The sequence below is a fragment of the Mesorhizobium sp. BE184 genome, from assembly GCF_031457045.1.
Classification (GTDB): domain Bacteria; phylum Pseudomonadota; class Alphaproteobacteria; order Rhizobiales; family Rhizobiaceae; genus Mesorhizobium.
In genome coordinates this window covers 596,818-623,046 of record NZ_JAVDVU010000001.1, presented here as the reverse complement: position 1 = coordinate 623,046, position 26,229 = coordinate 596,818, and the positions used below count along the sequence as shown (strand labels likewise).

Below are 26,229 nucleotides of genomic sequence, written 5' to 3'. Positions count from 1 at the left end.
TCAACGAAAAAGGCCGCCCTTGTGGGGCGGCCTTTGAAGCGAATGTGCGCCAGGATCAGCGCGAATAGAATTCGACGACCAGGTTCGGCTCCATCTGGACGGCGAAGGGCACGTCCGACAGGCCCGGGATGCGGGCGAAGGTGGCGGTCATCTTGTTGTGATCGGCTTCGATGTAGTCCGGCACGTCACGTTCTGCCAGGCCGACGGCCTCGAGCACGATGACGAGCTGCTTCGACTTCTCGCGGACTTCGATCACGTCGCCCGGCTTGCAGCGATAGGAGCTGATGTTGGTGCGCCGGCCGTTGACGTTCACGTGGCCGTGGTTGACGAACTGGCGCGCCGCGAAAATGGTCGGCACGAACTTGGCGCGGTAGACGACAGCGTCCAGGCGCGACTCGAGCAGGCCGATCAGGTTCTCGGAGGTATCGCCCTTGCGGCGGTTCGCCTCTTCGTAGGTCTTGCGGAACTGCTTTTCCGAAACGTCGCCGTAGTGGCCCTTCAGCTTCTGCTTGGCGCGCAGCTGCAGACCGAAGTCGGACAGCTTGCCCTTGCGGCGCTGGCCGTGCTGGCCGGGACCGTATTCACGCTTGTTGACCGGGGACTTCGGACGGCCCCAGATGTTTTCGCCAAGACGGCGGTCGAGCTTGTATTTTGCGGATTCGCGTTTGCTCATCGCATTCCCTTTCGAACAAAACGCCCACGGCCTCGCGGCCGGGGCAAAGGAAACGCGCCCTCCTCTGGCCTCCGTTTTCGAAGCCTGACAGGACTTTCCGCACGCTGCGGACGATCCACGGGACACGTCAAATGAAACACCGGCCCTTTTCGGACCGGCGTTGGCGGCTCAATAGGCGGAAACATCAGGGAAGTCAACGCCGCACCGGCAAGGCAGCTCGATGCTTCAGGCGGCCTGCCGCTGGAATTCGCCGCGTGCGGTACGGATCGCCGCGTGGTGCGTTTCGGCCCAGCGGATCAGATGCGACAGCGGCTCCAGCAGCGACTGGCCGAGCGGCGTCAGCCTGTATTCGACCGAAGGGGGCACGGTCGGATACACATGCCGGCTCACCAGCCCGTCGCGCTGCAGGTCGCGCAACGTCTGTGTCAGCATCCGCTGGGAAATGTCGGGCACGGCGCGCCTCAACTCGCCGAAGCGGTGCGGCTTCTCGCCAAGCAGCGAGATGAACAACGTGCTCCACTTGTCACCGATCTGATCGAGCACATTGCGGACCGGGCAGTTGGCCAGCCCCTGGGGCACCGCCGCGCTGGCCTTGAACCTCGATGCGATGCGTGACTGCTCGGTCATGGTGGTTCCCTCGAAGTAACCTGGTTCTGGAAAACTGCCTTCTTTCGGCAGCGCCTTTGCATCCATATAGTTACCCTGCTCTCATTTTGAGACCATAGTCAACAGGATCACCATATGACCGACTTTCTCGTCACCGGCGCCTCCGGCAAGTTTGGACAGAGCGTCCTGCGCCACCTGCTCGATACTTTGAAGATCGCGCCGGGGCGTATCGGGGCCGCCAGCCGCAATCCGGACGCGCTTTCCCAATGGGCCGCGCGCGGCATCGCAACGCGCGCTGTCGATTTCGACGACGCTGCGTCGATGGCCACTGCGTTTGCCGGCGCCGGGCGCGTGCTGATCATCAGCACCAATGCGCTCGACGCGGAAGGCACCCGGCTGCGCCAGCATAGCGCCGCGATAGCCGCCGCCGCCAAGGCCGGCGTCGAGCATATCGTCTATACGTCGCTCCCGTATGCCGACACGTCGCCGGTGACCTTTGCGCCCGACCATGCCGGCACCGAAGCGGCCATCGCCGCAAGCGGCGTCGCCGGCTGGAGCATTTTGCGCAATCACTGGTATTTCGAGAATTTGTACCTGTCGATGCCGTCCGCGCTTGCCTCGGGACAATGGTACAGCGCTTCGGGCGACAGCAGGCTGGCGCACATTGCGCGCGACGACCTCGCGCTTGCAGCCGCCGTCGCCCTCACCGACGGTTTCGATGGCCAGCGCACGCTGACGCTCGGCGGCGGCAAGGCCCGCTCCACCGAGGAAATCGCAGCAATGGTCAGCAACGCCACCGGCAAGCCGCTCACAGTGGTCCACGTACCGCTCGACGGACTTGTTCAAGGTATGATCGGCGCCGGCCTGCCCGCGGGCGTCGCCACGGTGCTCGGATCCTTCGACGCCGCACAGAAGGGCGGTTTCCTCGATGGCAATTCGAACGAGTTCGAGACGCTCACCGGCCGCAAGCCACGTCCGTTCGAGGATTGGCTGGCGGAAAATGCCGGAGCGCTTGCAACGCCCGCCGCGCATTGACGTCACAGCTTGTCCCGCCGGCTTTGCTGGCGGCGGGACATGCGCAGGACGGGCTCAGTCACCCTTTTTCTCGGGCAGGCCCTTGCGCTTCGTTTCGGCGAACTCCTCGAGCTGCTTTTCGCTCATCGAACTGTACATGCTCTTGGAAGCGCCCTTGAGTTCGCTTTTCCTCGTTTCGCCGCGCTTGGCCGAAAGGGCTGCGCCTGCGGCTTTCTGCTGCGCTTTGGATGTGGCGGGCATGGCCGTATCTCCTGTCAAAGCAGGAGAACGCATCGTTCCCGCCGATGTTCCTGCATTCAGGGAACCGTGAGGCCGATACCCTGCATGAGGCGCGTGACGGCGAAATCAGGCTTGCCGGAGGTGAACACGGCGATGTCCCTGATTTCGTCGGACGGCCTGCCTTGGTCCGCACCGGCCACGGCCAAGGAAAGCGCCCGCCGGGCGATAGCCTCGGCCGGATCGAGCCAGTCCACCGGCCATGGCGCGGTCTTGCGCATACGGTTGACGAGGAAGGGATAGTGCGTGCAGGCCAGCACGACGATGTCGGTGCGGGCGCCATCCTGCTCGATGAAGCACGGTGCGATCTCGGCGCGCACCGCTTCCTCGTCGACGAAGCCGTCGCGCATATAGGTTTCCGCCAGACCCGCCAGCCTGTCGCTGCCGACGAGGCGGACATGGCATTTCGAAGCCCATTGGCGGATGAGGTCGCGGGTATATTGCCGCTTCACGGTTCCCGGCGTCGCCAGCACCGAGACGAGGCCCGACCGCGTCCGCTCGGCCGCGGGCTTGATCGCCGGCACGGTCCCGACGAAGAGATGGCCGGGGAACGCCTCGCGCAAAGAGTCGATCGCCAGCGTCGAGGCAGTGTTGCAGGCGATGACAGAAAGCGCCGGGCGGTAGCGCTCCAGCAGACTCGCGAAGAGGGTGAGCAGATGCGCCCGCAGCGCTTCCTCTTCCCATGCGCCATAGGGGAAAGCGGCGTCATCGGCGATGTAGATGAAACGGCGATCCGGCATCAACACGCGTGCTTCGCGCAGGACCGTCAAGCCGCCGACGCCGGAATCGAACATCAGGATCGGACAGCTGGCGTTGCTGGCGACGGCCATCACTCGAGGTCCTTCGCTCCGGCGGGCCGACGCCGGGGATCGTCGCCGGGCGACCCCTCACCCTTGCGCAGCAGGGGCGAAAACCTGTCCAGCGAGGAAATCACGCCCTGCAGCACCCTAAGCTCAGGTCCGGTGAAGGAAGCGCGCGTCAGCACGGCGCGGAGGTTGTCGATCATTTTCGGCTTCTTCGGCAAGGGCCGGAAATAGCCGCGCGCATCGAGCGCCTGCTCCAGATTGGAGAACAGGCTGTGCAACTGCTCCTTGGTCGCCGGCGCCATTTCACGCCCCGAAAAATTCGTCTGGGTTTCCTCCTCGAGGCCGGACTTCATCCACTCGTAGGACATCAACAGCACGGCCTGCGCGATGTTGAGCGAGGCAAACGCCGGATCGACCGGAAAGGTGACGATCTCGTCCGCCAGGCCGACTTCGTCATTGTAGAGGCCGAAGCGTTCGCGGCCGAACAATATGCCGGTCTGCTGGTCGGCCAGCGTGCGTCCGCGCAGCACCCTGCCCGCCTCGACCGGGCCGCGCACCGGCTTGAAGCCGTCGCGTTCGCGCGCCGTGGTGGCGAAGATGAAATTCAGGTCGGCGATCGCCGATGGAAGATCGTCAAACACACGCGTCGCGTCGATGACGTGATCGGCATTGCTGGCGGCCGCCCGGGCCTTCTCGCTCGGCCAGCCGTCGCGCGGATTGACCAGCCGCAGTTCCGACAGACCGAAATTGGCCATCGCGCGCGCCACCATGCCGATGTTTTCGCCGAGCTGCGGCTCGACGAGGATGATGGCGGGGCCGCTGCCGGGATTTCGATCGCTTGAAGACATGAATAGTATTGAACCGTGTTTGCAGCATCCCCTGCCATATCCCTGCAGGAAAATGAAGCATCGGCATGGCGGATATGAGAGACTCGACCGCCATTGTCGCCGTTTGCACCCCAACGCGCGCTTTGATATAGGGGCCGCATCTTACTTGGCCGCGCCTTTGCGCGCGGCTTTTCCGACATCAGCAGCGAGGCTTTCATTCCATGGCGAAGATCAAGGTGGCGAACCCGGTTGTCGAACTCGACGGCGACGAGATGACCCGCATCATCTGGCAGTTCATCAAGGACAAGCTGATCCACCCTTATCTCGACATCGACCTGGAATATTACGACCTCAGCGTCGAAAACCGTGACGCCACCAACGACCAGGTGACGATCGATTCCGCCAATGCCATCAAGAAGCACGGCGTCGGCGTGAAATGCGCCACCATCACTCCCGACGAGCAGCGCGTCGAGGAGTTCAAGCTCAAGAAGATGTGGAAGTCGCCGAATGGCACGATCCGCAACATCCTCGGCGGCACCATCTTCCGCGAGCCGATCATCATGAAGAACGTGCCGCGGCTGGTGCCGGGCTGGACCAAGCCGATCATCGTCGGCCGCCATGCCTTCGGCGACCAGTACCGCGCCACCGATTTCAGGTTCCCCGGCAAGGGCAAGCTGACGATCAAGTTCGTCGGCGAGGACGGGAAGGTCATCGAGCACGAGGTGTTCGACGCGCCCGGCTCCGGCGTCGCCATGGCCATGTACAACCTCGACGAGTCGATCCGCGAATTCGCCCGCGCCTCGCTGAACTACGGCCTGCTGCGCAACTATCCGGTCTATCTGTCGACCAAGAACACCATCCTCAAGGCCTATGACGGCCGCTTCAAGGACATCTTCCAGGAAGTCTACGAGGCCGAGTTCGAGACCGAGTTCAAGGCACGCAAGCTGACCTACGAGCACCGGCTGATCGACGACATGGTCGCATCCAGCCTGAAATGGTCGGGCGGCTATGTCTGGGCCTGCAAGAACTACGACGGCGACGTGCAGTCCGATACAGTCGCGCAGGGCTTCGGTTCGCTCGGCCTGATGACCTCGGTGCTGATGACGCCGGACGGCAAGACCGTCGAGGCGGAGGCCGCGCACGGCACGGTGACGCGCCACTACCGCCAGCACCAGAAGGGCGAGGAAACCTCGACCAATTCCATCGCCTCCATCTTCGCCTGGACGCGCGGGCTTTCGCACCGCGCCAAGCTGGACGACAATGCCGCCCTGGCGCGCTTTGCCGAGACGCTGGAGAAGGTCTGCATCCAGACCGTGGAAGCCGGCTTCATGACCAAGGACCTGTCGCTGCTGATCGGGCCTGACCAGCCCTGGCTTTCCACCACCGGCTTCCTCGACAAGATCGACGAGAATTTGCAGAAGGCGATGGGCTGATCGAAACCGACCGCTGACAATCAAAGCCCCGGTCTTCGGGGCTTTTTTTGTGCCCGGCCCGCTCGCACATCTTTTCGATGCGGCTCGACCTGCCTGTTCCCCTCCATTGACCAGGGGGCTGCATGAGCGCGGTGGAAAGCTCAGCGCTCGCATGGCGGGAGGATATGCATCCTGCAAGGCTTCAGATATCGATTGTTTGCCGACAGATAAGCGGAAGGCCGCATGAAAGCGTTGTTCGCCAAGCTGGTCTCGATCATCGTCCTTCTTTTCGCCCGCGCCGTCACGGCCGTAAGGCCGATCTGGGACGAGAGCGGATTGCCGTCGCAACAATGCGTCTATTTCGCCAATCACAGCAGCCATGGCGACTTCATCCTGATCTGGACCGTTTTGCCTCCTCGGGTCCGGGAAAATGTGCGACCTGTCGCCGGAGCGGATTACTGGCTCAAGTCCAAAATCAACGCTTTCATCGGACGGGATGTCTTCAACGCCGTGCTGATCCAGCGCGTCCGGGAAGAGCGCGATGCCGACCCGGTCACCGTCATGGCCAACGCGCTCGACGAGGGCTCCTCGCTCATCTTCTTTCCCGAAGGAACGCGCAACCTCACCGACACGCCGCTGCAGCCCTTCAAGAGCGGCCTGTTCCACCTCGCTTCCGCCCGCCCCCGGATCGATCTCATTCCCGTTTGGATCGCCAATCTCAACCGGGTGATGCCGAAAGGCGAGTTCGTACCGATCCCGCTGATTTGCACGGTCACGTTCGGTGCGCCGCTGCGCATCGGCGAGGGCGAGACCAAGGACGCCTTCATCGAGCGGGCAAGGAACGCGCTGCTGGCCCTGGCCCCGATCAACGGGGAGAAAGGGCGATGACCGATGCGCGCGCAGACATGCTTCTCCTCATCTCCGGGATTGGCGGGATCCTGATTCTCGCATCGCTCGTTGGGTATTTTCTGCAGCGCTGGCTGTCGCCAAATGGCTCCAACGCAGCAATCGAGAACCTGAACGCCCGCATCAACGCGTGGTGGATCATGGCGATCCTCATCGCCATTGCCTTCGTCGCCGGCCGTATCGGCGTGATCGTGCTTTTCGCCTTCTGCTCATTTGCGGCGCTGCGCGAATTCGTAACCCTCATCAACACGCGGCGCGCCGACCACTGGGCGCTGGCGACCGCGTTCTTCGTCGTCCTGCCGCTGCAATATTTCCTTTTGTGGAGTGAGGACTACGGCATCTTCGCCGTCTTCATCCCTGTCTATACCTTCCTTTTGATGCCCATCATCACCGTTCTGCGCGGCGACACGCAACGCTTCCTGATCCGGGTTGCTGAAGTCCAATGGGCGCTGATGATCTGCGTCTACTGCGCCTCGCACGTTCCCGCCCTGCTGACGCTGCGCATACCCGGCTATGAAGGCCGCAACGTCCTGCTGATCGCCTTCCTCATCATCGTCGTCCAACTGAGCGACGTGCTGCAATATGTCTGGGGCAAGCTGTTCGGGCGGACCAAGATCGCGCCGAATCTTTCACCCTCCAAGACCGTGGAAGGCTTTGTCGGCGGCGTCGCCAGCGCAACGCTGATCGGCGCCAGCTTGTGGTGGATCACCCCCTTCACGCCTCTCCAGGCCGGCGCGATGGCGCTGATCATCACGCTGATGGGCTTTTTCGGCGGCCTCGTCATGTCTGCGATCAAGCGCGATCGCGGCGTCAAGGACTGGGGTCACCTGATCGAAGGTCATGGCGGACTGATCGACAGGCTTGATTCCGTCGTGTTCTCAGCGCCGGTCTTCTTCCACCTCACCCGTTATTGGTGGACGCTCTGATGCCAGCCTGGCTGCGCAGCTTTGCCGGAAGCGGTATCGTCCATGTCGCCTTCGCCTTCCTGGCGATGGGCGGATGGGCCGTCTTCGCCAACCGCGCCCATGCCATGCCCCGCCCGGTGCTGGCCGGGCTGGTGCAAGGCACGATGTCCGCCATTCTGACGCTTTGCCTCAAGACGACGATCGATGCCCTGTCGCACCGGTTTTCAGGCGTCAGCAGTTTCTGGGCGCCGCCCGCAATTGCCTGCATCCTGTCGACTGCCCTGCTCGTCGCGGTTCACACTATCAGCGGCACGCCCGAGATCCTGCGCACGATCCTGGTGCCGGTAATTGTTTCTGCGACCTACAGCGCGCTCTACAGCTATTCGATCTACCGCCGGGGGAAGCCATGACCACAGACAGCCGCCGCCCGCTCGCCAGCCGCGATACGAGGCTGGCGCAGACAATTGCCGGCCGCCTGGCGACGATGTCGGTGACGCCGAACATGATCTCGCAGGCGAGCATGGCGATGGCGGCGCTCGCAGGAACTTGCTTCTGGTTGGCAGGAGACAGCGAACCTCTCGTGAAAGGCATGCTGCTTGTCGCGGCGGCTGTCTTTTGCCAGTTGCGCCTCCTGTGCAATCTGTTCGACGGCATGGTCGCGGTCGAAGGCGGCAAGGCAGCCGCGGACGGTCCATTCTGGAACGAGTTTCCCGACCGCATCGCCGATATGCTGATCTTCGTCGGCATCGGATACGCCGTCGCCTCCCCCGGCCTTGGCTGGGCAGCGGCCGCCATGGCTGTCATGACCGCCTATGTGCGTGAACTCGGCCGGGCGAACGGCGCCGGAAGCGATTTTTCCGGCCCGATGGCGAAGCAGCACCGCATGGCCGTCGTCACTCTTGCCGCGCTCGTCTCGGTGCTGGAATTCCTCTGGGACGGCGACAACGAAATCCTGAGATTTGCCCTTTGGGTGGTGGCCGTGGGGGCCGCCTTCACGGCGCTCCGGCGCGGTCTTGCGCAAATCCGCCGGCTGAATGGATCATCGTAGGCAGAGGCTATCTGCCACCCGGCATCCATCCGAGGCGGGATTCGATGCGCCGGGCGCTCTCTTTCACCAGCGCGACGAGGTCGGGGTCCTTCTGCTTCAGCTTGACATCCGGAACGACGATCGAAATCGTGGCACGGCAGGCGCCATGGCTGTCGCAGACGGGCGCGGCGATGCAGGCGACCGAGAAATCTGACTCTCCCGCCTGGATCGACAGTCCGGCGGCCAGCGCCGAGGCAGCCGATTGCGACAGCGCCTCCTCGTCGGTTTCCGCACGGCCGGTCGGCGACGGCCTCGCCGAGCGCGCGAACAAGGCCCGCCGCTCGTCGTCGGGCAGATGCCCGACCAGCAGCCGGCCGGACGCCGTCCAGTTCAACGGGCTGCGGGTGCCGATGCGCGAGGTGACCTGGAAATGATCCTTGCCCTCCTCCATGGCGAGCACGACCATATGGTCGCCATCCCGGCCGCAGACCTGGATGGTCTCGCGTGAACTTTCCGCCAGTTCGTGCATCACCTGCGTGGCAACCGTGAGCAGGTCGAGCGAACGCGCATAGGTCAGCCCGTAATGATAGAGCCGCGGACCGAGCCACAGCAGCCCGCCATCCTGACGGTCGAGCATTTCCTTTTCCACGAGATCGTCGACGATGACGTAAATGGTCGACAGCGGCGCGCCGATGTCGCGGGCGATCTCATAGGCGGTCGCAGGACGCTCGTGCCTTTGCAGAGAGTCGAGGATTTGCAGCGCCCGATCGATACCGCTGGTCCGCGACCGGCGCGATGCCGACGCGCTGGCCGCCGGGGCGTCGGGTTCGGTTGCGATGATCGGCATTACGGTACCCGATTGTTGTTCGTGCGTCATTGTAGCGGCGCCACCAATTCGCGACAGTCTCAATCCGGCCAATGAAGGATTGCCGCTTCGCGCGCAAGCAGCCGTTCGTCGAAAGCGGTGGCGATTGTTTCGTTCGAGGCACGGGCGCGGTCGAGTTCCTCGGCGAGCCTTTCGGCGACTATGAATTCCTCATCCGGATGCAGATTGCAGGGATCGAGGAAGAAATGGCCGTGCTCGACTTCATGGTCACGCACGATCACTGGCCGTTCGCCGCTTGCCAGCCGATCGGCCAGATCCCAGGCGGTGATCCGCGCTGCTTCCGGATCGATGCTGACCTTCATCCGGTCCAGCGGATTGTCGGTCGGGTCCGGCACGATCTCGGCGCGGATGCCGGGCCTGCCATCGAGCGCCTGCGCCCAGCACTCCAGCGCGCTGCGTTCGCGCGCGCGGATGCCGTCATGGTCGCGTGTCTTCCAAGCCTGCAAGGCGGCGAGAGCCCCGACGATGCTCTCCTTGCCCACCTTCATGCCGCGGCCTATGCCACGGTTCTGCAGGTAGACGTCTCGCACGAGCGCCTTTTGGCCTGCGACGATGCCTGAAGTCGGACCGCCAAGGAACTTGTGGCCGGAGTAAAGCACGATGTCGGCGCCATCGGCCAGGAACCCCTGGAGATCGTATTCGGACGCCGCATCGACGATCACCGGCACGCCACGCGCGTGTACGACATCAGCGAATATCTTCAGCGGGATCTGGGCATAATCGACGACGTGATGCGACACCACGTAAAGCGCCGCAGCGGTGCGCTCGGTGATGGCGCCGGCCAACTGATAGGCGTAAGCGCTGGTTGCCTGGCCGACCGGCACGACCCTGGCGCCGGCAAGCCGGATCGCCTGCTCGACCGGCGCGCCGTAGCTGACCATGTGGCCGGACTGGATCAGCACTTCGTTCTTCAGCCCGGTCGTGTCGGGCAGCCGCTCGATGGCGGCGAGGTCCGGGCCTGTCATGGCGGCGGCAATCGCCAGTGTGATGCCGGCGGAACAGGAGGCGGTGATGAACCCGGCTTCGGCGCCGGTCAGCTCCGCGATCATGGCGCTGGCGCGGCGGTGCAGATCACTCATCTCGACGAATTCGGTGAGGATGGCCGAGACCGCCGCCACCGCCTCCGGCACGACGATCGAGGCGCCGAGTGATGTCATCGTGCCCGACACATTGATGACCGGTCTCAGATTCAACTGCTTTCGGATGTCGGCGGGCTTCGTTGCGCCCTGGTCTTTCATTGTCATGTCGGTCCTCAGTCTATGGCGACGATCGCTTCGATCTCGACGGTGATGCGGTTCGGCAGCGAGCCGTGGCCCACCGCCGAGCGGGCATGGATGCCGGCGTCGCCGAATACCTCGATGAACAGGTCCGAGCAGCCGTTGATGACGGTAGGATGATCGCCGAAATCGGCTGTCGCGTTGACCATGCCGAGCAGTTTCACGATGCGCCGCACTCGACCGAGATCGCCGAGCGCATCATGCATGACGGCGATCAGGTTGATACCGGTCAAGCGGGCGTGGGCATAGGCCTGCTCGATGCTTATGTCATCGCCGACCTTGCCCTGGTGTGCGGTTCCGTCGATCTCCGTCGGCCCCTGCCCCGAGAGGAAGAGCAGCTTGCCCTCCTGCACATGGGTGACGAAATTGGCAACCGGCGGTGGCGCAGCCGGCAAGGTGATGCCAAGCGCCGCCAATCGGTCGTAAGGTGTGGTTTCCGGACGCCGGTTGGGCTCGGAAAGGGTCATGCAAAACTCCAGTCAGGCAAATGGTTGATTGTGGCGGATGCAGGCCACGTGATGCCCGCCGCCGACAGGGTCGACCGTGGGGATGATTTTGGCGCAGTCTTCTATCGCCTCCGGGCAGCGCGTACGGAAGACGCATCCTGAAGGCGGATTGATCGGGCTGGGAATATCGCCCTGCAAGGGCACATGGGTGCGAACTCGGGTCGGGTCCGGAATCGGGGCCGTCGCCAGCAAGGCCTTGGTGTAAGGGTGGCGCGGCGCGGCGTAGACCAGACGGCTGGGTCCGCGCTCCATCACGCGGCCGAGATACATGACGACGACCTCGTCGCACAGATATTCCACGACCGAGAGATCGTGCGCGATGAACAGCAGCGTCAGGCCGAGCCGTTTCTGAAGGTCTCCCAGCAGGTTGAGGATTTGCGCCTGGACGGAAACATCCAGCGCCGAGACCGGCTCGTCGGCGACGATGAACTGCGGTTCGACAGCGAGCGCGCGGGCGATGCCGATACGCTGGCGCTGGCCGCCGGAAAACTCGTGCGGATAGCGCGAGGCGTGGTCCGGCGAAAGCCCCACGAGCGTCAGTAGTTCGGCGACCCGGTCGCGGCGCGCCTGCCCGCGCGGAAAGCCGCGCGCATCGAGCGCCTCGTTGAGGATGGCAGCGACGCGCATGCGCGGGTTGAGGCTGGAGAACGGATCCTGGAAGACGATCTGCAGCTGCCGCCGATAGGCGCGCATGTCACTCGCGGACAGCGAAAACAGATCGACGCCGTCAAAGATGGCCTTGCCGCCGGTCGGTTCGATCAGCCGCAGGATGGCGCGGCCGGCAGTCGTCTTGCCGGAACCGGATTCGCCGACGAGGCCGACGGTCGATCCGCGCTTCACATCGAAGCTGACATCTTCGACGGCATGGACGATGCGGCCGTTGCGGGCCGGAAAATGCTTGGTCAGCCCCTGGATACTGAGCAGCGGCGCGACGGCGTTGGCGGCCTCGACCGGCAGGGGCGCGGCGGCTGTGGAAAGGACGCTCATAGCTCGGCGCTCCGGATGCAGCGCGAGAAACCGGCGACGCCGGCCGGCATGAGCGGCGGCGGCGCGGCGCGGCAGGGCGGGATGGCGAAGTCGCAGCGCGGTTCGAAGGCGCAGCCAGGCGGTAGCGCGGTGATGGGCGGCACGCTGCCGGGAATGGAATAGAGCGAATGCCGCTCACCGTCGCCGCCGATGTCGCGCTCGGCGTTCGGCGTGCAGGCCAAAAGGCCACGCGTATAGGGATGACGCTGATGCGCGAACAGATCGTTCACCGGCGCCTGCTCGGCGACGCGGCCCGCATACATGACGACGACGTCATGCGCGATCTCGGCGACCACGCCGAGATTGTGGGTGATGAACAGGATCGACATGCCGAACTCGGCCTGCAGCCTGCGCAAAAGATCGAGAATCTGCGCCTGGATCGTAACGTCGAGCGCTGTCGTCGGCTCGTCCGCGATCAGCAGCGACGGGTTGCAGGCCAGCGCCATGGCGATCATGACGCGCTGTCGCATGCCGCCCGACATCTGGTGCGGGTAGTCGTCGAGGCGCGAGGCCGCGTCGGGAATTTCGACATGCTTCAGCATGGCAAGCGCGCGCTTGCGAATAGCGTCTCGCCCGAGCGGTTCATGCAGGGCGATCATCTCGCCGATCTGGTCGCCCACGGTGTAGAGCGGATTGAGCGACGTCATCGGCTCCTGGAAGATCATCGCCATTTCGCGGCCGCGGATCTTGCGGAAATCCCGCGGCGCGAACTTCGCCAGATCATGCACCGTGCCGGCGCGGTCGCGAAACAGGATCGAGCCGCCCGCTATTTTACCGGGGCGTGACAGCAGCCCCATGATGGAGAGGCTGGTAACCGATTTGCCGGAACCGGATTCACCGACGACCGCCAGTGTCCTGCCGCGCTTCAGGTCAAAGGTGACGCCATCGACGGCCTTGGCCGTCACCCGGCGTCCGGCGAACCAGGTCCGCAGGTCTTGGACAGAGAGGATTGTGTCGGACGCCAGCGTATCGCTCATGTTTTCCATCCGCAATGCGGGCAGACATGGCCGTCACTTGCAGCCCCTTCGGCTGGAACGTGGCGGTGTGCCTTCACCGCTTCAGCGCCGAGGATCGCATGGCGCGGCTCGAAGATGCGATGCAGCGTGCTGGTCGCGCCTTGCGAATCCCGCACGGTTATGTCGGCATCGACCAGATCGAACAGTGTGAACTCCGCCGGCTTGCCCTTCTCCAGCAAGCCGTTGGCAGCCAGTCCGATGGCGCGACGCGGCGCGGTCGTGGATGCAGCCACCACATCCTCGAACTTCATGCCGAGAGACAATAGTTTCGACATCGTCGTGGCCATGTCCCAGACCGAACCATCCAGCGAGCGGTTGTGCAGGTCCGTCGAGATGGTCTTCGGCGGCAGGCCGCGTTCCAGCGCGGCCTTCGCCACGTCGAACGAGAACGACGCGCCGCCGTGTCCGACATCGAGCACGATGCCGCGCGCGGCTGCATCCTCGGCCAGCCTGTAGAGATCCTCGTCCTCCAGGATCGACCCGCCAGCCTTGCCGTTGAAGCAATGGGTGACGATGTCGCCTTCGGAAAGCAGCGGCAGGATGTCGTCATAGAGCGGCGGCGGCTCGCCGACATGCACCATGATCGGCAGCTTGAGGATACGGCTGAACTTTTTCGCCAGCCGCACCGGGGTCAGGTCCCAGCCGCCGGTGATGACGTGGCTGGCGCGCACCTTCAGCCCGACGATGACGTCGCGGTTGGCCTCGACTGCGGCGATGGTGCGGTCGATGTCGATCGAACGCATGTCGATCAGTTCGCTGACGCGATTGCAGGCGACGAGCCCGATCGAGCCGATGTTCAGGAAAGCATAGATGTTTTCCTGTGCGGGTTCGATGATGAACTCGCGGAAGCCGTGAAAATTGGCTTCGCCCGCCGAACCGGCATCGACCATGGTGGTGACCCCACGCGCCGCGCCGCATTGCTGCGGCCGCAGGGAAATATCGGTGCCTCCGTACCAGACATGCACATGCAGGTCGGTCCAGCCGGGCGACAGGAAGGCGCCCTTCGCCTCGACGATCTGCGTGTCTTCGCCAGCAGCGATCATCGAGCCGATCTCGGCGATGCGGCCGTGTTTCTCCACCATCACGTCCAGCGCATCGCCATTGCCGGCGCCGAAGCCGACAGGCCTGGCGCCGCGGATCAGCAGCGGGCGTTTAGCGGCAGGAAAACGGTTTGCAAACATCAGATATCTTTCGCCAGTCTGGGGTCGAGAAGGTCGCGTAGCCCATCGCCGACGAGTTGCAGCGCGAGCACGGTGATGACGATGGCGGCGCCCGGAAACATCATCATCCAGCCGGCTTGGTCCATGTACTGGCGTCCGACGGCGATCATCGTGCCCCAGGTCGGAATGGAAGGTGAGATGCCGACACCGAGGAAGGACAGCCCCGCCTCCGCCAGGATCGCATTGGCGAAGATGAAGGTGCCTTGCACAAGGATGGGCGATGTGACGTTGCGCAGGACATGGCGCACGAGAATGATCGGCGTCGGAATTCCCAAAGCCCGCGCGGCCTCGACATAGGGCAGTTCCCTTATGACCAGCGTCGATGCCCTGACCACGCGCGCCAGCCGGGGCGCATAGACGATGCCGAGCGCGATGATGACGTTTACCGCCGTGGCGCCCAATGCCGCGACAAGCGCGATAGCAAGCAGAATGTCGGGAAACGCCATCATGGCGTCGATCAGCCGTGAAACCGGCGCGTCGAGCTTGCGGAAGAAGCCTGCCATCAGCCCAAGTACGATGCCGATGATCGAGGCGAACACGACAACGGCGAGACCTACGGCCAGCGAAGTCCGCGCCGCGTAGAGCATACGGGTGAAGACGTCGCGGCCAAGATCGTCGGTGCCGAACAGATGCGCCATGCTCGGCGGATCGAGTCGGCTGGCAATGGAAAGCTTGGCCGGCGCATAAGGCGCGATCACCGGCGCGAGGATGGCCGCCAGCGCGATCAGAACGAGGATCGCCAGGCCTATGGCCGAGGTTGGACGCCCGAGCAGCCGGGAGAGGATGTTCGGTTCCTGGTGGACGGGGACGGAGATCGCAGCCATCAGTAGCGGACCCTCGGATCGACGGCGAGATAAAGCATGTCGATGGCGAAATTCACCAGCACGTAGAGCCCGGCGATGACGAGCAGCGCACCCTGGATGACCGGATAATCGCGCCGCAGCACCGCCGAGACGACGAGACTGCCGACCCCGGGCAGGCCGAACACGGTTTCCGTGACCACAGCGCCGGAAATCAGCAAAGCTGCGGTCAGGCCGATGACGGTGAGGATGGGGATCAGCGCATTCTTGAACGCGTGCTTCATGACGACCCGCCGCTCGCTCATGCCTTTGGAGCGCGCGGTGCGCACGTAGTCATCGTTGAGTACATCGAGCATCGAGGCGCGGGTAAAGCGCGTAATCAGCGCCGACGAAACCAGCCCCAGAGCCAGCGCCGGAAGCACAAGATGGTTCAGCCGTTCCGCGAACGATGCACCGGGACCGCCATATCCCGAGGTGTCGAACCAGCCCAGTCTGACGGCGAAGAACTGGATGAAAAGCAGCCCGAGCCAGAAGCTCGGGACGCTTGCCGCGAACATGGCGAGCGTGGTGGCCGCCTGATCGAACAGCGAGCCGCGCCAATAGGCGGAGAGAATGCCGACCGGCAGCGCAATGACGGTTGCGATGAGCAGCGAGAAGACGGTCAGGAAGAAGGTCGGTTCGGCGCGCTGGGCGAGCGCGGTGGTGACCGGCTGATTCAGAAAGATGGACTGGCCGAAATCGCCCTGCACGACGCCGAGTATGTAGCGGCCGAATTGCACCGGCATCGGCGCGTCGAGGCCGAGCCGCGTCCGCAGCGAGGCGATGTCGGCCGCCGTGGCGTCGGGGCCGAGCATGACCGCCGCCGGATCGCCCGGCGTCACGCGCACGATGACGAAGACGATGGTGACGACCAGCGCCATCACGACGATCATGCCGAGCAGTCTGTTCAGGATCGAGCGCAGCATCGGTCCTCACGGTCCCCTTGCATCGTCGACAGGCGGATGCCTTTGTCGACCTGGACGGCGCGTCCGCCGCCCTTCCCATCCGAGGACGGAAAGGGCGAAACGAGCGAAAGGCTTACTTCTCCAGATAGGCGTTCCAGAAGTATGGCCACGGCGCGGGTGTCACGCCCTTCAGCTCCGGCGACTGTGCGGCGAGTGCATTGAAATCGCCGATCTTGAAGATCGGGGCCTCGTCATAGATCGCCTGCTGCACCGCTTCATAGAGCTTGGCACGCTTGGCGGGATCGGACTCCTTGTTGAAGGCCTCGACCGCCTTGTGCTTGGCATCGGTCGCCCACCAGCCCGGCGTCGTGTCCGACATGAAGCCGTTGAGCGAGGGCTCGGGCAGGAACGGGCTGTGGGTGATGTAGATGTCCCACAGTTTCGGATCGGTGCGATTCTTCGTCAGCGTCGCCCATTCGACCACGTCGAGCTGGACCTTGAAGCCGGCCTGCTCGAGGTAGGCTTGGGCCACCTGCGCCATCTTGTAGTGGAACTCGTACTGGCGGCTGGTGAGGATGCGCAGCGGCTTCGAGCCGTCATAGCCAGCCTCCTTCAACAGCGCCGCCGCTGCCTCGGTGTCGCCATCCGGCTTGTAGACGTCGGTGCCGGCGGCATTATGCCAGGCGAAGCCCTCCGGATACATGGAAGCGTCCACCGCGAAGAAGTCCTGCGAGCCGAAGGCGGCGGTCAGCATGTCGCTTGGCGCCAGAGCCGCCTGGATGGCCTTGCGGATGCGGATATCAGAATTCAGGCCTTCCTTGGTATTCATGACGAACACCGGCCAGCCGAACGGCTTCAGGATGACCGGCTTTGTCTTGCCGCCGGAAATCTTGTCGTAAGATTCGACCGGCAGCGCATCGGCATAGGCGAACTGGCCGGCGACCGCGCCTTCGACGCGGGTGTTGGGATCCGGCACAGGCACGAAGCGGATCTCGTCGAGATACTGCTTCCGTGCGCCGCCGTAGAAGTTCGTTTCGCCTTCAAGCGGCTTGTAGCCGTCGAAGCGGACGAGCTGGATGAACTGGTCCGGCTTGCGATCCTTCAGCATATACGGGCCGGTGCCGATGAACTTGGTCATCGGGTCCTCGCCGGCGTTCTCCGAAGGGATGATGATGGCGGCCGCGTTGTTGAACGCCAGCAGCGATTGCAGCGGCGCATAGGGCGTCTTCAGTGTGATCTTGACGGAGTTGGCGTCCGGCGCCTCGATGCTGGCGACTACCTCGGCGGCCTGCTTGCCGCGCGTCGCCACCTTCATCCAGCGCTGCAGCGAAGCGACGACGTCGGCGGAATCCATATCGGAACCATCGTGGAACTTGATGCCGGTCCGGAGCGGGATCGTGTAGGTCAACCCGTCGTCCGAAATCTGCGGCAGGTCGGCGGCGAGAAGCGGCGTGATCGCCCAGTCCTTGCCGAACGTATAGAGCGTCTCGAATATGTGCTGGGTGACGATGCCGACCAGATCGGCGGTGGAGGCCATCGGATCGAGTGTCGGCGGTTCGCCCACCGTGGCCACGTCGATCACGCCACCCTTCTGCGGTTCAGCGGATGCAAAAGCCGGCAGCAGCGCCGCAACCACAGCGGCCATTTGAAGTAAACGCCTCATTCCGGTTCCCTCCCGTTTAATACATAATTATGTAACTTATATTCTAGTTACGGATTAGACTTGCACCAAGATGACGGAGCGTCAAGCCGCTATTTCATTCCCCGTCCCAAGCTAATCGTCGACAAGCACGGATATGGTCGCAGATGCGTCGCGATAGCGCCGTTCGCGGCTGCGGAAGACAGCGACGACGTGTGAAGGGAACTCGAGCTGCAAGGGTTCCAATCGCGCGCATTTGGCCCGTTGCGATCAGCCGATTTCCGGCGGTCTGAGCTGCTTTCTGAACGCACCGACTCGGCGTAAGTTGCGTGCGTAACTTTTCGGTACGGAGGGACCCATGTATAGAAAGCTTGCAGCAGAATTCTTCGGAACATTCTGGCTGGTGTTTTGCGGCTGCGGCAGCGCGGTGCTCGCGGCTGCCTTCCCCGATGTAGGCATCGGCCTGCTCGGCGTTTCCCTGGCCTTCGGCCTGACCGTGGTCACCATGGCCTATGCGGTCGGCGGAATTTCCGGCGGCCATTTCAACCCTGCTGTCTCGGTAGGCATGGTTGTCGGTGGGCGCATGCCAGCCAGCGACCTGGCCGGCTACGTCATCGCCCAGATCATCGGCGGCGTCGTCGCGGCCGCGGTTTTGTATCTGATCGCATCCGGCAAGCCGGATTTCGTCGCCGGCGGCTTCGCCAGCAACGGCTATGGCGAGCTTTCGCCCGGGAAGTACTCGCTGCTCGCCGGCCTGCTGATCGAAGTCGTGCTGACAGGCTTCTTCATCTTCATCATCCTGGCGACCACCAGTCCGCGCGCTGCTCCCGGCTTCGCACCGCTGGCCATAGGGCTGACGCTGACGCTGATCCACCTCGTGTCGATCCCCGTCACCAACACTTCGGTGAACCCGGCACGCTCCACCGGCGCAGCGCTGTTCGCGGAAACCGGGGCAATCGGCCAGCTCTGGCTGTTCTGGCTGGCGCCGATCGTCGGCGCCATCGTCGGCGCGGTGATATGGAAAGCGCTGTTCGAGGACAGGATCCAGACTGCCGGCACAGTACCGGCGGAATAGTTCCAGTTCCAAACAAAAGGGGCGGCCCGAGCCGCCCCTTTCTCACATGGCTTTATAAAGATCAGGCTGCTTCCAGCGCCGCCTTCACAGCGGCGATGGCGTCATCTGCCTTCGAGGCGTCCGGGCCACCGGCCTGCGCCATGTCGGGCCGGCCGCCGCCGCCCTGCCCGCCGAGCGCGGCCGAGGCCACCCGCACAAGATCCACGGCACTGAAGCGGCCGGTCAGGTCGTCGGTTACCGCGACGACGACGCTTGCCTTGTTGTCCTCGCCGGCGCCGACGAACACGACGACACCGGAGCCCAGCGACTTCTTGCCTTCGTCGGCGAGCGGCTTCAAATCCTTGGGCGATACGCCGGAGACTGCCTTGCCGAGGAAGCCAACGCCGGCGATCGTTTCATTGCCGCCTGGCGTGCCTGCGGCCGAACCACCGCCGAGAGCGAGTTTCTTGCGTGCGTCCGCCAGTTCCTTTTCGAGTTTCTTGCGCTCGTCCAGCAAGGCTTCGACGCGCGACGGAACATCGGCCGGTGAAATCTTCAGGACCGCCGCCGCTGCCTTCAGCCGACGCTCCTGCTCGTCGAGATGCTTTCTCGCCGCTTCGCCCGTCAGGGCCTCAATGCGGCGCACGCCGGCGGCGACCGCGCTGTCGGAAAGGATACGCACCAGCCCGATGTCCCCGGTTGCGGCGACATGGGTGCCGCCGCAAAGTTCGACCGAGTATGGCCGGTTCGCCTTGGCACCGTGAAGCCCGGTTCCCATCGAAACCACGCGCACCTCATCGCCGTATTTTTCGCCGAACAGCGCCATCGCACCCTCGGCAATGGCGTCGTCCACGCTCATCAGCCGCGTGGTGACGGGGCTGTTCTGGACCACGATTTCATTGGCCATCGCCTCGGCCGTCTCCAGTTCGTCGGCCGAAATCGGCTTCGGATGGGAGATGTCGAAACGCAGCCGTTCGGGCGCGACCAGCGAGCCTTTCTGCGCGACATGCGTGCCCAGCACCTCGCGCAACGCCTCGTGGATGAGGTGGGTCGCCGAGTGGTTGGAGCGCAGCCGCGTGCGGCGCGCATGATCGACCTTGAGTTCGACCGCCGCCCCGGTTTTCACCTTGCCGCTGGCGACCTTGCCGAGATGCACGAACAGGCCGTCGCCCTTTTTCTGCGTATCGGTGACGTCGATGGAAAACCCTTCTCCCGAAATGACTCCGGCATCGCCCATCTGGCCGCCGGACTCGCCATAGAACGGCGTCTGGTTGACGACCACGGCGACGGCTTCACCGGCGGAAGCGCTGTCCACTGCCTGCCCGTCCCGGACGAGAGCCTGGACGATGCCTTCCGCCTGTTCGGTTTCGTAGCCGAGAAATTCGGTGGCGCCGGACTTTTCGCGCACGCCGAACCAGACAGCCTCGGTCGCCGCCTCGCCGGAACCGGACCAGTTCGCCCGCGCCTCGGCCTTCTGGCGCGCCATCGCGGCGTCGAAGGATTCGAGATCGACGCCGATACCGCGCTGGCGCAAGGCATCCTGCGTCAGGTCGAGCGGAAATCCGTAAGTGTCGTAAAGCTTGAAGGCGGTCTCGCCGTCGAGGCGATCGCCGCTGGCGAGGTTTTCCGTCGCGTCGTTGAGCAGGCCAAGGCCGCGCGCCAGCGTCTTGCGGAAGCGCGTCTCCTCCAGCTTAAGCGTCTCGGCAATCAATGCCTGCCCGCGCACCAGTTCCGGATAGGCCTGGCCCATCTCGCGCACCAGCGCCGGCACCAGCCGCCACATCAGGGGATCGGCGGCGCCCAGAAGCTGGGCATGGCGCATGGCGCGGCGCATGATGCGGCGCAGGACATAGCCGCGGCCTTCGTTGGACGGCAGAACGCCATCCGCGATCAGGAAGGACGAGGCGCGCAGATGGTCGGCGATGACCCGGTGGCTCGCCCTGTTCTTGCCTTCCGCCTTGACGCCTGTCGCCTCTTCCGAAGCGCGGATAAGAGCGCGGAACAGGTCGATGTCGTAATTGTCATGCACGCCCTGCATGACCGCGGCGACACGCTCCAGCCCCATGCCGGTGTCGATGGACGGACGCGGCAGGTCGACGCGCTCCTCCTTTGTCAACTGCTCGAACTGCATGAAGACGAGGTTCCATATCTCGATGAAACGGTCGCCATCCTCATCCGGGCTGCCGGGAGGACCACCGGGAATGCTCTCGCCATGGTCGTAGAAGATTTCGGAACACGGGCCACATGGACCGGTATCGCCCATCGCCCAGAAATTGTCGCTGGTGGCGATGCGGATGATGCGGTCCTCGGACAGGCCGGCGATCTTCTTCCAGAAGCCGGCGGCGGCGTCGTCCGTGTGGTAGACCGTGACCAGAAGGCGGTCCTTCGACAGCCCGAACTCCTTGGTGATCAGGTTCCAGGCGAGCTCGATGGCGCGCTCCTTGAAATAGTCGCCGAAGGAGAAGTTGCCGAGCATCTCGAAGAAGGTGTGATGGCGGGCGGTGTAGCCGACATTGTCGAGATCGTTGTGCTTGCCGCCGGCGCGCACGCATTTCTGTGATGTCGTGGCGCGCGAATAGGGCCGTGTCTCCAAACCGGTGAAGACATTCTTGAACTGAACCATGCCGGCATTGGTGAACATCAATGTCGGATCGTTGCGCGGCACGAGCGGGCTAGAGGCTACGACCTCGTGCCCCTCCTTGCGGAAATAGCCGAGAAATGCCGACCGTATCTCGTTGACGCCACTCATAATCATGCCTTTTCGCGGAAACCGCCAGCAGCCGGCGGAAATGAACATGGCCTTTTAGCGGGCGTCCGGTGGCCTGTCCAGAAACACGGAAACGGCATCGCCGATCATGGTGGCCGCATGCCCTCAAAGCGGTCAAAACAAAACCGCCGGCGCGAGGCCGGCGGCTTGAAAAACGCATGAACGCGTACTCGCCCGGCAAACGGCCGGGAATGACGATCACATCGCGCCGGCTTCGTCTTCGGCGTCGTCGCCGTTCTCACTGCCGCCGTTCTCAAGAAATTTTTCGGCGATCAGACCGGCATTCTGTCGCAGCAACTGCTCGACTTCGCGCGCGGTGTCAGGATTGTCGCGCAGGAACAGCTTGGCGTTCTCGCGCCCCTGGCCCAATCGCTGCGAATTGTAGGAGAACCAGGCGCCGGACTTCTCGATGACGCCGGCCTTGACGCCGAGATCGACCAGTTCGCCAGTCTTCGACACGCCCTCGCCATACATGATGTCGAACTCGACGACCTTGAAGGGCGGCGCCAACTTGTTCTTGACCACCTTGACGCGCGTCTGGTTGCCGACGACCTCGTCGCGGTCCTTGACCGAGCCGATGCGGCGGATGTCCAACCGAACCGACGCATAGAACTTCAGCGCGTTGCCACCGGTGGTGGTTTCGGGCGAACCGAACATGACGCCGATCTTCATGCGGATCTGGTTGATGAAGATGACCATGGTGTTGGAGCGCGAGATCGAGGCGGTCAGCTTGCGCAGCGCCTGGCTCATCAGGCGGGCCTGCAGGCCGGGCAGAGAATCGCCCATCTCGCCTTCGATTTCGGCGCGCGGCGTCAGCGCCGCGACCGAATCCACCACCAGCACGTCGATGGCGCCGGACCGAACCAGCGTGTCGCAGATCTCCAGCGCCTGCTCGCCGGTGTCCGGCTGCGAGATCAGGAGATTCTCCAGATCGACGCCGAGCTTGCGGGCATAGACGGGATCGAGCGCGTGCTCGGCATCGACGAAGGCGCAGATGCCGCCCTTCTTCTGCGCCTCGGCAACCGTGTGCAGCGCCAGCGTCGTCTTGCCCGAGCTTTCCGGCCCGTAGATCTCGACGATGCGGCCGCGCGGCAGGCCGCCGACGCCAAGCGCGATATCCAGACCGAGCGAACCGGTCGGCACCGTTTCGATCTCGACGACCTGCTCATTGGCGCCCAGCCGCATGATGGAGCCCTTGCCGAAAGCGCGCTCAATCTGCGAAAGCGCGGCGTCGAGAGCCTTTGTTTTGTCCACGGATTTATCCTCTACAAGCCGCAAGCTATTCTGAGCCATGATACATCACCCCTTGGTCGTCAATGAAGGCCGGATAATCCGGTGATCCCTGTGAATATGTACCGCTTTTGTTCCATTTTGGCAAGAGTACTCAACTCCATGAAAAACAAGGAATATTCCAGTTTGTTCTTTTTTTGTCCGCCGATTTTGGCCTGGAGCCTGTCCGCGTGCTTCGGCAGGGATGGAGGACGGGAACGAACGGTCCGATTCGGATCGAGGGTAAGCATAAGCCTCCTGGGCCTGTTCGCGACAACAGAATCGCGGAGTTGATGAGGCGATGAGCAGCCCTGTCATCCTCGGCGTCGGCGGCGCGCATATCGACCGGCGCGGCCACGTCACCGGCGACTATGTCCCGGCGGCATCGAACCCCGGCATGATGCGCGAGGAAGTGGGCGGCGGCGCTTTCAACGCACTAAGGATCGCCCAGTTGCGCGGCGCATCGGTTTCACTCCTTTCGCTGCGCGGCGGCGACGCGGCTGCGGAAGCGGTATCGCGGGCCATCAGCGAAGCAGGAATGGAGGATCATTCGGCCGTTTTCCTCGACCGCGCCAGCCCAAGCTATCTGGCGCTGCTCGACCGTCATGGCGACCTGATCGTCGGTTTCGCCGACATGACGCTCTACGATCTGGCCTTCACCAAGCAGTTGCGGCGTTCGAAGGCGCGCGAGATCGTGGCGATGGCCGACGCGGTAATCTGCGACGCCAACCTGCCCGCTACAGGCCTGGAAAAGCTGGCGGCCCTTGTCGGCGGAAAGCCGTTTTTCGCCATCGGCATTTCGCCGGCCAAGGCGCAGCGCCTGCGCGGCATATTCGGCGCGCTCACCCTCGCCTTCCTCAATCATAATGAAGCGAAGGCGCTGACCGGGTTGGGAAATGATGCGCCGCCCCGGGAGCTTGTCGCTGGCTTGCGAACGCTGGGACTCCAGGGCGCTGTCATGACCTCGGGACCCAACCCGGCCATCGGTTTCGACGCCGAAGGCGCTTTCACCATCGCACCGCCCGCTCCGGATCGTGTCTCCGACGTCACCGGGGCCGGCGACGCGCTGGCGGGCGCGACGGTGACGGCGTTGCTTGGCGGCGTCGAATTGCGGCAGGCGGTGCGCCATGGCGTGGCGGCCGCGAAGCTGGCGGTGGAAAGCCCGCATGTCTTTCCCGGCTTCACCACCGAATCCTTCGCGGCTGCGCTGGCCCTTGTGCCGGAACCGGAGGAAGTGGCATGACAGCCCTCGACAGCCGCGATCGTCCATGCGCGGACCGGAGATGCCCGTGACATTCGAAACCGCCCGCCCGTTCATCGACCTGCACGAGCCTGTGGCGGAGGCCCTGGCGGCTCATCGGCCGGTGGTGGCTTTGGAAAGCACCATCATCACCCACGGCATGCCCTACCCCGACAACACCGCCATGGCGGCCAATGTCGAAAAGGTCGTCGCCGAGGAAGGCGCGGTGCCGGCGACGATCGCCGTGATCGATGGCCGCATCAAGATCGGCCTCTCCGACGGCGAGCGCGAATCGCTCGCCCTGCGCGACGACGCCATGAAGCTGTCGCGCGCCGATCTCGGCTTCGCGGTGGCGCAAGGGCGCACGGGCGGCACGACGGTCGCCGCCACGATGATCGCGGCGCAACTCGCCGGCATCAAGGTTTTCGCCACCGGCGGCATCGGCGGCGTACACAAGGGCGCGGAAAAAAGCTTCGACATCTCGGCCGATCTCGACGAATTGTCGCGGACCTCCGTAATCGTCGTCTCGGCAGGCGCCAAGGCTATACTCGACATCGAAAAGACGCTGGAAGTGCTGGAAACGCGCGGCGTGCCGGTGATCGGCCTCGGCTGCGCGGTGATGCCGGCCTTCTGGTCGCGGCAGTCGCCGTTCCAGGCGCCGCTGACGCTGCCGGATCCCGCTTCGGTCGCGCACCTTTACAAGACGCGGCAGGCTCTGGGGCTGATCGGTGGTGTGCTGGTGGCGAACCCGGTTCCCGAGGACCATGAAATCCCGGCAGCCGAAATGGCCGGCTATATCGCGGCGGCGCAAAAGGCGGCAGAAGCGCAGAAAGTGACCGGCAAGGCGGTGACGCCGTTCCTGCTGTCGAAGATCCTCGAACTGACCGACGGCCGCAGCCTCAAGACCAACATCGCGCTGGTCGAGAACAATGCGCGGGTCGCAGCGCGGATTGCCAGGGCGCTTTGACGTTCGGCGCCTTACCCTCCCCCTTGTGGGGAGGGTCGCGGAGAAAACCGAGCCCACGAGGTTTTTGACGCGGGGTGGGGGTGACCGGGGCGGTGCATTACGGGAAATACCCCCACCCCGTCTCGCACTTTCCGCTTTGCTTCAGTACTCGCCGACCCTCCCCACAAGGGGGAGGGTAAAGTTTGGCGTCACTTCCCGCTTCGCAGCCCCGCCTCATAGGCCTTGCGCGCCCATCCCGCCATCTCGTCGGGGTCGTCAAGCGCGCTTTCAGGCGCGGTCCAGTAAGGCATGGCGACCTCCTTGCCGTGGCGGGAGCCGATATAGACCCAGCGTTTCGCACCGGCTTCCTCATATTCCGCGGCGATTTCGGCATCGCCCTTCAGCATCAGTTCGTCGCGCAGGATCACCGCAATGATGACGCCGTTGTGGTAGATGCCCTTGCCGCCGAACATGCGGCGGATCGAGACCGAACCGAGGCCTTCGAACAGTTCACGGATGCGTTCATCGTCCATGCCGCGATGATGTCATGGCCGGGCGATGCTGTCATGACGGGAGACGCTGAAACCGAACGCCTGCTGACATGTTTAAACAGGACCGGGTGCTAAGTTCGTTGCTTACCAAGGAGATGACCATGCCGCTTCTGCTCAAGGGTTCCTGCCGATGTGGCGTCGTCCGCTTCGAAGTCGAAAGCCACACGCCGGCGCCCTACCAACTCTGCTACTGCTCGATCTGCCGCAAGCAGCAGGGCGGCGGCGGATATGCCATTAATCTCGCAGCCGAGATGGCGACGCTCAAGATCGAAGGCAAAAGCCATATCGGCATCTACCGGGCCAAGATCGAGGACGACGAGCATCCGACCTGCGAGGTCTCGACCGGAGAACGCAATTTCTGCACGAAATGCGGCTCGGCGCTGTGGCTTTACGATCCGAACTGGCCGGACCTGGTGCATCCCTTCGCCTCAGCCATAGACAGCGACCTGCCGACGCCGAAGGAGCGGACGCATCTGATGCTGAAATACAAGGCGAACTGGGTGGAGCCGGAGATTGCCGAAGACGACAAGGTGTTCGAGGTGTATCCGGAGGAGTCGATTGCCGAGTGGCACAAGCGGACGGGAATGTGGATAGATTGAATTATCGCGGAGACGC

At 63.8% G+C, this 26,229-nt stretch carries 27 protein-coding genes; 10 read left to right on the top strand and 17 right to left on the bottom strand.

Going from position 1 to position 26,229, the window contains the following annotated elements; all coding sequences use genetic code 11:
* Positions 1 to 55 precede the first annotated feature (55 nt).
* Both rpsD and J2X35_RS02935 read right to left on the bottom strand, forming a co-directional pair.
* A complete protein-coding gene (gene rpsD / locus J2X35_RS02940) occupies positions 56 to 673 on the bottom strand; it encodes a 30S ribosomal protein S4 (RefSeq protein ID WP_056108514.1) in 618 nt (205 codons plus the stop codon).
* Positions 674 to 898: 225 nt separating this feature from the next.
* Positions 899 to 1,300 carry a helix-turn-helix domain-containing protein gene (locus J2X35_RS02935; protein WP_056115313.1) on the bottom strand — a complete coding sequence of 134 codons (402 nt, stop codon included), beginning with the start codon at positions 1,298 to 1,300 and terminating at the stop codon, positions 899 to 901.
* Between the two features lie 114 nt (positions 1,301 to 1,414).
* Here J2X35_RS02935 and J2X35_RS02930 point away from each other — a divergent pair, with 114 nt between their 5' ends.
* Positions 1,415 to 2,314 (top strand): NmrA family NAD(P)-binding protein, encoded by a 900-nt coding sequence (locus tag J2X35_RS02930; RefSeq protein ID WP_310180852.1) that lies wholly within the window; start codon positions 1,415 to 1,417, stop codon positions 2,312 to 2,314.
* 54 nt (positions 2,315 to 2,368) lie between these two features.
* Here J2X35_RS02930 and J2X35_RS02925 read toward each other — a convergent pair whose 3' ends face one another.
* From J2X35_RS02925 to J2X35_RS02915, 3 genes are read right to left on the bottom strand one after another with little or no spacing between them, the layout of a single operon-like run.
* Positions 2,369 to 2,554 (bottom strand): DUF3008 family protein, encoded by a 186-nt coding sequence (locus tag J2X35_RS02925; RefSeq protein ID WP_056108508.1) that lies wholly within the window; start codon positions 2,552 to 2,554, stop codon positions 2,369 to 2,371.
* A gap of 56 nt (positions 2,555 to 2,610) precedes the next feature.
* Positions 2,611 to 3,420, bottom strand: coding sequence for a glutamate racemase (murI, locus tag J2X35_RS02920; protein WP_310180849.1), 810 nt, complete (start codon positions 3,418 to 3,420; stop codon positions 2,611 to 2,613).
* On the bottom strand, positions 3,420 to 4,244 hold the full coding sequence (locus tag J2X35_RS02915; RefSeq protein WP_310180847.1) for an RNA methyltransferase: 825 nt from the start codon (positions 4,242 to 4,244) through the stop codon (positions 3,420 to 3,422). The genes murI and J2X35_RS02915 overlap by 1 nt, the downstream gene beginning before the upstream one ends.
* A gap of 200 nt (positions 4,245 to 4,444) precedes the next feature.
* Between J2X35_RS02915 and J2X35_RS02910 the strand changes: the two genes are divergently transcribed.
* The 5 genes from J2X35_RS02910 to J2X35_RS02890 all read left to right on the top strand — a co-directional run bounded on the left by J2X35_RS02910 (position 4,445) and on the right by J2X35_RS02890 (position 8,494).
* Positions 4,445 to 5,656 carry an NADP-dependent isocitrate dehydrogenase gene (locus J2X35_RS02910; RefSeq protein ID WP_056108500.1) on the top strand — a complete coding sequence of 404 codons (1,212 nt, stop codon included), beginning with the start codon at positions 4,445 to 4,447 and terminating at the stop codon, positions 5,654 to 5,656.
* Between the two features lie 222 nt (positions 5,657 to 5,878).
* Positions 5,879 to 6,523 (top strand): lysophospholipid acyltransferase family protein, encoded by a 645-nt coding sequence (locus tag J2X35_RS02905; protein WP_310180846.1) that lies wholly within the window; start codon positions 5,879 to 5,881, stop codon positions 6,521 to 6,523.
* Positions 6,520 to 7,467, top strand: coding sequence for a phosphatidate cytidylyltransferase (locus J2X35_RS02900; protein ID WP_056108495.1), 948 nt, complete (start codon positions 6,520 to 6,522; stop codon positions 7,465 to 7,467). Before J2X35_RS02905 ends, J2X35_RS02900 begins: the two co-directional genes overlap by 4 nt.
* The gene (locus J2X35_RS02895; RefSeq protein WP_310180845.1) at positions 7,467 to 7,856 is read left to right on the top strand and encodes a hypothetical protein; all 390 of its coding nucleotides are present in this window, start codon (positions 7,467 to 7,469) and stop codon (positions 7,854 to 7,856) included. The genes J2X35_RS02900 and J2X35_RS02895 overlap by 1 nt, the downstream gene beginning before the upstream one ends.
* Positions 7,853 to 8,494 (top strand): CDP-alcohol phosphatidyltransferase family protein, encoded by a 642-nt coding sequence (locus tag J2X35_RS02890; RefSeq protein WP_310180843.1) that lies wholly within the window; start codon positions 7,853 to 7,855, stop codon positions 8,492 to 8,494. The genes J2X35_RS02895 and J2X35_RS02890 overlap by 4 nt, the downstream gene beginning before the upstream one ends.
* A 7-nt stretch (positions 8,495 to 8,501) precedes the next feature.
* Here the strand turns inward: J2X35_RS02890 and J2X35_RS02885 are convergent, their stop codons facing one another.
* The 9 genes from J2X35_RS02885 to J2X35_RS02845 form a co-directional block, all read right to left on the bottom strand.
* The gene (locus J2X35_RS02885) at positions 8,502 to 9,320 is read right to left on the bottom strand and encodes an IclR family transcriptional regulator (protein ID WP_056108487.1); all 819 of its coding nucleotides are present in this window, start codon (positions 9,318 to 9,320) and stop codon (positions 8,502 to 8,504) included.
* 59 nt (positions 9,321 to 9,379) lie between these two features.
* Positions 9,380 to 10,603: an aminotransferase class V-fold PLP-dependent enzyme gene (locus J2X35_RS02880; protein ID WP_310180841.1), complete on the bottom strand. Its 1,224-nt coding sequence runs from the start codon at positions 10,601 to 10,603 to the stop codon at positions 9,380 to 9,382.
* An 8-nt stretch (positions 10,604 to 10,611) separates the two neighbouring features.
* Positions 10,612 to 11,103, bottom strand: coding sequence for a RidA family protein (locus J2X35_RS02875; protein WP_310180839.1), 492 nt, complete (start codon positions 11,101 to 11,103; stop codon positions 10,612 to 10,614).
* A gap of 12 nt (positions 11,104 to 11,115) precedes the next feature.
* Complete coding sequence (locus tag J2X35_RS02870) at positions 11,116 to 12,129, bottom strand: ABC transporter ATP-binding protein (RefSeq protein ID WP_310180838.1); 1,014 nt, start codon at positions 12,127 to 12,129, stop codon at positions 11,116 to 11,118.
* Positions 12,126 to 13,154, bottom strand: a complete 1,029-nt coding sequence (locus tag J2X35_RS02865) for an ABC transporter ATP-binding protein (protein WP_310180835.1) — start codon at positions 13,152 to 13,154, stop codon at positions 12,126 to 12,128. The genes J2X35_RS02870 and J2X35_RS02865 overlap by 4 nt, the downstream gene beginning before the upstream one ends.
* Positions 13,142 to 14,365, bottom strand: coding sequence for an amidohydrolase/deacetylase family metallohydrolase (locus J2X35_RS02860; protein ID WP_310180832.1), 1,224 nt, complete (start codon positions 14,363 to 14,365; stop codon positions 13,142 to 13,144). Before J2X35_RS02860 ends, J2X35_RS02865 begins: the two co-directional genes overlap by 13 nt.
* Positions 14,365 to 15,228, bottom strand: coding sequence for an ABC transporter permease (locus J2X35_RS02855; protein WP_056108474.1), 864 nt, complete (start codon positions 15,226 to 15,228; stop codon positions 14,365 to 14,367). The genes J2X35_RS02860 and J2X35_RS02855 overlap by 1 nt, the downstream gene beginning before the upstream one ends.
* A complete protein-coding gene (locus J2X35_RS02850) occupies positions 15,228 to 16,169 on the bottom strand; it encodes an ABC transporter permease (RefSeq protein WP_310180829.1) in 942 nt (313 codons plus the stop codon). The genes J2X35_RS02855 and J2X35_RS02850 overlap by 1 nt, the downstream gene beginning before the upstream one ends.
* 112 nt (positions 16,170 to 16,281) lie before the next feature.
* Positions 16,282 to 17,793 carry an ABC transporter substrate-binding protein gene (locus tag J2X35_RS02845; protein WP_310180826.1) on the bottom strand — a complete coding sequence of 504 codons (1,512 nt, stop codon included), beginning with the start codon at positions 17,791 to 17,793 and terminating at the stop codon, positions 16,282 to 16,284.
* Between the two features lie 352 nt (positions 17,794 to 18,145).
* Here J2X35_RS02845 and aqpZ point away from each other — a divergent pair, with 352 nt between their 5' ends.
* Positions 18,146 to 18,862 carry an aquaporin Z gene (gene aqpZ / locus J2X35_RS02840; RefSeq protein WP_056108466.1) on the top strand — a complete coding sequence of 239 codons (717 nt, stop codon included), beginning with the start codon at positions 18,146 to 18,148 and terminating at the stop codon, positions 18,860 to 18,862.
* A 61-nt stretch (positions 18,863 to 18,923) separates the two neighbouring features.
* Here aqpZ and alaS read toward each other — a convergent pair whose 3' ends face one another.
* Positions 18,924 to 21,590: an alanine--tRNA ligase gene (gene alaS, locus J2X35_RS02835; RefSeq protein WP_310183721.1), complete on the bottom strand. Its 2,667-nt coding sequence runs from the start codon at positions 21,588 to 21,590 to the stop codon at positions 18,924 to 18,926.
* Between the two features lie 216 nt (positions 21,591 to 21,806).
* Positions 21,807 to 22,901, bottom strand: coding sequence for a recombinase RecA (gene recA / locus J2X35_RS02830; RefSeq protein WP_056108464.1), 1,095 nt, complete (start codon positions 22,899 to 22,901; stop codon positions 21,807 to 21,809).
* A 277-nt stretch (positions 22,902 to 23,178) separates the two neighbouring features.
* Here recA and J2X35_RS02825 point away from each other — a divergent pair, with 277 nt between their 5' ends.
* Together J2X35_RS02825 and J2X35_RS02820 are read left to right on the top strand one after the other, a co-directional pair.
* On the top strand, positions 23,179 to 24,120 hold the full coding sequence (locus tag J2X35_RS02825) for a carbohydrate kinase family protein (protein ID WP_310180824.1): 942 nt from the start codon (positions 23,179 to 23,181) through the stop codon (positions 24,118 to 24,120).
* A 46-nt stretch (positions 24,121 to 24,166) separates the two neighbouring features.
* A complete protein-coding gene (locus J2X35_RS02820) occupies positions 24,167 to 25,084 on the top strand; it encodes a pseudouridine-5'-phosphate glycosidase (protein ID WP_310180823.1) in 918 nt (305 codons plus the stop codon).
* Positions 25,085 to 25,272: 188 nt separating this feature from the next.
* Here J2X35_RS02820 and J2X35_RS02815 read toward each other — a convergent pair whose 3' ends face one another.
* On the bottom strand, positions 25,273 to 25,596 hold the full coding sequence (locus tag J2X35_RS02815; RefSeq protein ID WP_056108458.1) for a TfoX/Sxy family protein: 324 nt from the start codon (positions 25,594 to 25,596) through the stop codon (positions 25,273 to 25,275).
* Positions 25,597 to 25,715: 119 nt separating this feature from the next.
* On the opposite strand from J2X35_RS02815, the gene J2X35_RS02810 reads away from it, so the two are divergent.
* Positions 25,716 to 26,213, top strand: coding sequence for a GFA family protein (locus J2X35_RS02810; RefSeq protein ID WP_310180820.1), 498 nt, complete (start codon positions 25,716 to 25,718; stop codon positions 26,211 to 26,213).
* Positions 26,214 to 26,229: the final 16 nt, after the last annotated feature.

Excerpts from the sequence above, each read along its gene's own strand:
- rpsD (WP_056108514.1), bottom strand. The coding sequence starts at position 673 with ATGAGCAAACGCGAATCCGCAAAATACAAGCTCGACCGCCGTCTTGGC.
- J2X35_RS02935 (WP_056115313.1), bottom strand. The coding sequence starts at position 1,300 with ATGACCGAGCAGTCACGCATCGCATCGAGGTTCAAGGCCAGCGCGGCG.
- J2X35_RS02930 (WP_310180852.1), top strand. The coding sequence starts at position 1,415 with ATGACCGACTTTCTCGTCACCGGCGCCTCCGGCAAGTTTGGACAGAGC.
- J2X35_RS02925 (WP_056108508.1), bottom strand. The coding sequence starts at position 2,554 with ATGCCCGCCACATCCAAAGCGCAGCAGAAAGCCGCAGGCGCAGCCCTT.
- murI (WP_310180849.1), bottom strand. The coding sequence starts at position 3,420 with ATGGCCGTCGCCAGCAACGCCAGCTGTCCGATCCTGATGTTCGATTCC.
- J2X35_RS02915 (WP_310180847.1), bottom strand. The coding sequence starts at position 4,244 with ATGTCTTCAAGCGATCGAAATCCCGGCAGCGGCCCCGCCATCATCCTC.
- J2X35_RS02910 (WP_056108500.1), top strand. The coding sequence starts at position 4,445 with ATGGCGAAGATCAAGGTGGCGAACCCGGTTGTCGAACTCGACGGCGAC.
- J2X35_RS02905 (WP_310180846.1), top strand. The coding sequence starts at position 5,879 with ATGAAAGCGTTGTTCGCCAAGCTGGTCTCGATCATCGTCCTTCTTTTC.
- J2X35_RS02900 (WP_056108495.1), top strand. The coding sequence starts at position 6,520 with ATGACCGATGCGCGCGCAGACATGCTTCTCCTCATCTCCGGGATTGGC.
- J2X35_RS02895 (WP_310180845.1), top strand. The coding sequence starts at position 7,467 with ATGCCAGCCTGGCTGCGCAGCTTTGCCGGAAGCGGTATCGTCCATGTC.
- J2X35_RS02890 (WP_310180843.1), top strand. The coding sequence starts at position 7,853 with ATGACCACAGACAGCCGCCGCCCGCTCGCCAGCCGCGATACGAGGCTG.
- J2X35_RS02885 (WP_056108487.1), bottom strand. The coding sequence starts at position 9,320 with ATGCCGATCATCGCAACCGAACCCGACGCCCCGGCGGCCAGCGCGTCG.
- J2X35_RS02880 (WP_310180841.1), bottom strand. The coding sequence starts at position 10,603 with ATGACAATGAAAGACCAGGGCGCAACGAAGCCCGCCGACATCCGAAAG.
- J2X35_RS02875 (WP_310180839.1), bottom strand. The coding sequence starts at position 11,103 with ATGACCCTTTCCGAGCCCAACCGGCGTCCGGAAACCACACCTTACGAC.
- J2X35_RS02870 (WP_310180838.1), bottom strand. The coding sequence starts at position 12,129 with ATGAGCGTCCTTTCCACAGCCGCCGCGCCCCTGCCGGTCGAGGCCGCC.
- J2X35_RS02865 (WP_310180835.1), bottom strand. The coding sequence starts at position 13,154 with ATGGAAAACATGAGCGATACGCTGGCGTCCGACACAATCCTCTCTGTC.
- J2X35_RS02860 (WP_310180832.1), bottom strand. The coding sequence starts at position 14,365 with ATGTTTGCAAACCGTTTTCCTGCCGCTAAACGCCCGCTGCTGATCCGC.
- J2X35_RS02855 (WP_056108474.1), bottom strand. The coding sequence starts at position 15,228 with ATGGCTGCGATCTCCGTCCCCGTCCACCAGGAACCGAACATCCTCTCC.
- J2X35_RS02850 (WP_310180829.1), bottom strand. The coding sequence starts at position 16,169 with ATGCTGCGCTCGATCCTGAACAGACTGCTCGGCATGATCGTCGTGATG.
- J2X35_RS02845 (WP_310180826.1), bottom strand. The coding sequence starts at position 17,793 with ATGGCCGCTGTGGTTGCGGCGCTGCTGCCGGCTTTTGCATCCGCTGAA.
- aqpZ (WP_056108466.1), top strand. The coding sequence starts at position 18,146 with ATGTATAGAAAGCTTGCAGCAGAATTCTTCGGAACATTCTGGCTGGTG.
- alaS (WP_310183721.1), bottom strand. The coding sequence starts at position 21,590 with ATGAGTGGCGTCAACGAGATACGGTCGGCATTTCTCGGCTATTTCCGC.
- recA (WP_056108464.1), bottom strand. The coding sequence starts at position 22,901 with ATGGCTCAGAATAGCTTGCGGCTTGTAGAGGATAAATCCGTGGACAAA.
- J2X35_RS02825 (WP_310180824.1), top strand. The coding sequence starts at position 23,179 with ATGAGCAGCCCTGTCATCCTCGGCGTCGGCGGCGCGCATATCGACCGG.
- J2X35_RS02815 (WP_056108458.1), bottom strand. The coding sequence starts at position 25,596 with ATGGACGATGAACGCATCCGTGAACTGTTCGAAGGCCTCGGTTCGGTC.
- J2X35_RS02810 (WP_310180820.1), top strand. The coding sequence starts at position 25,716 with ATGCCGCTTCTGCTCAAGGGTTCCTGCCGATGTGGCGTCGTCCGCTTC.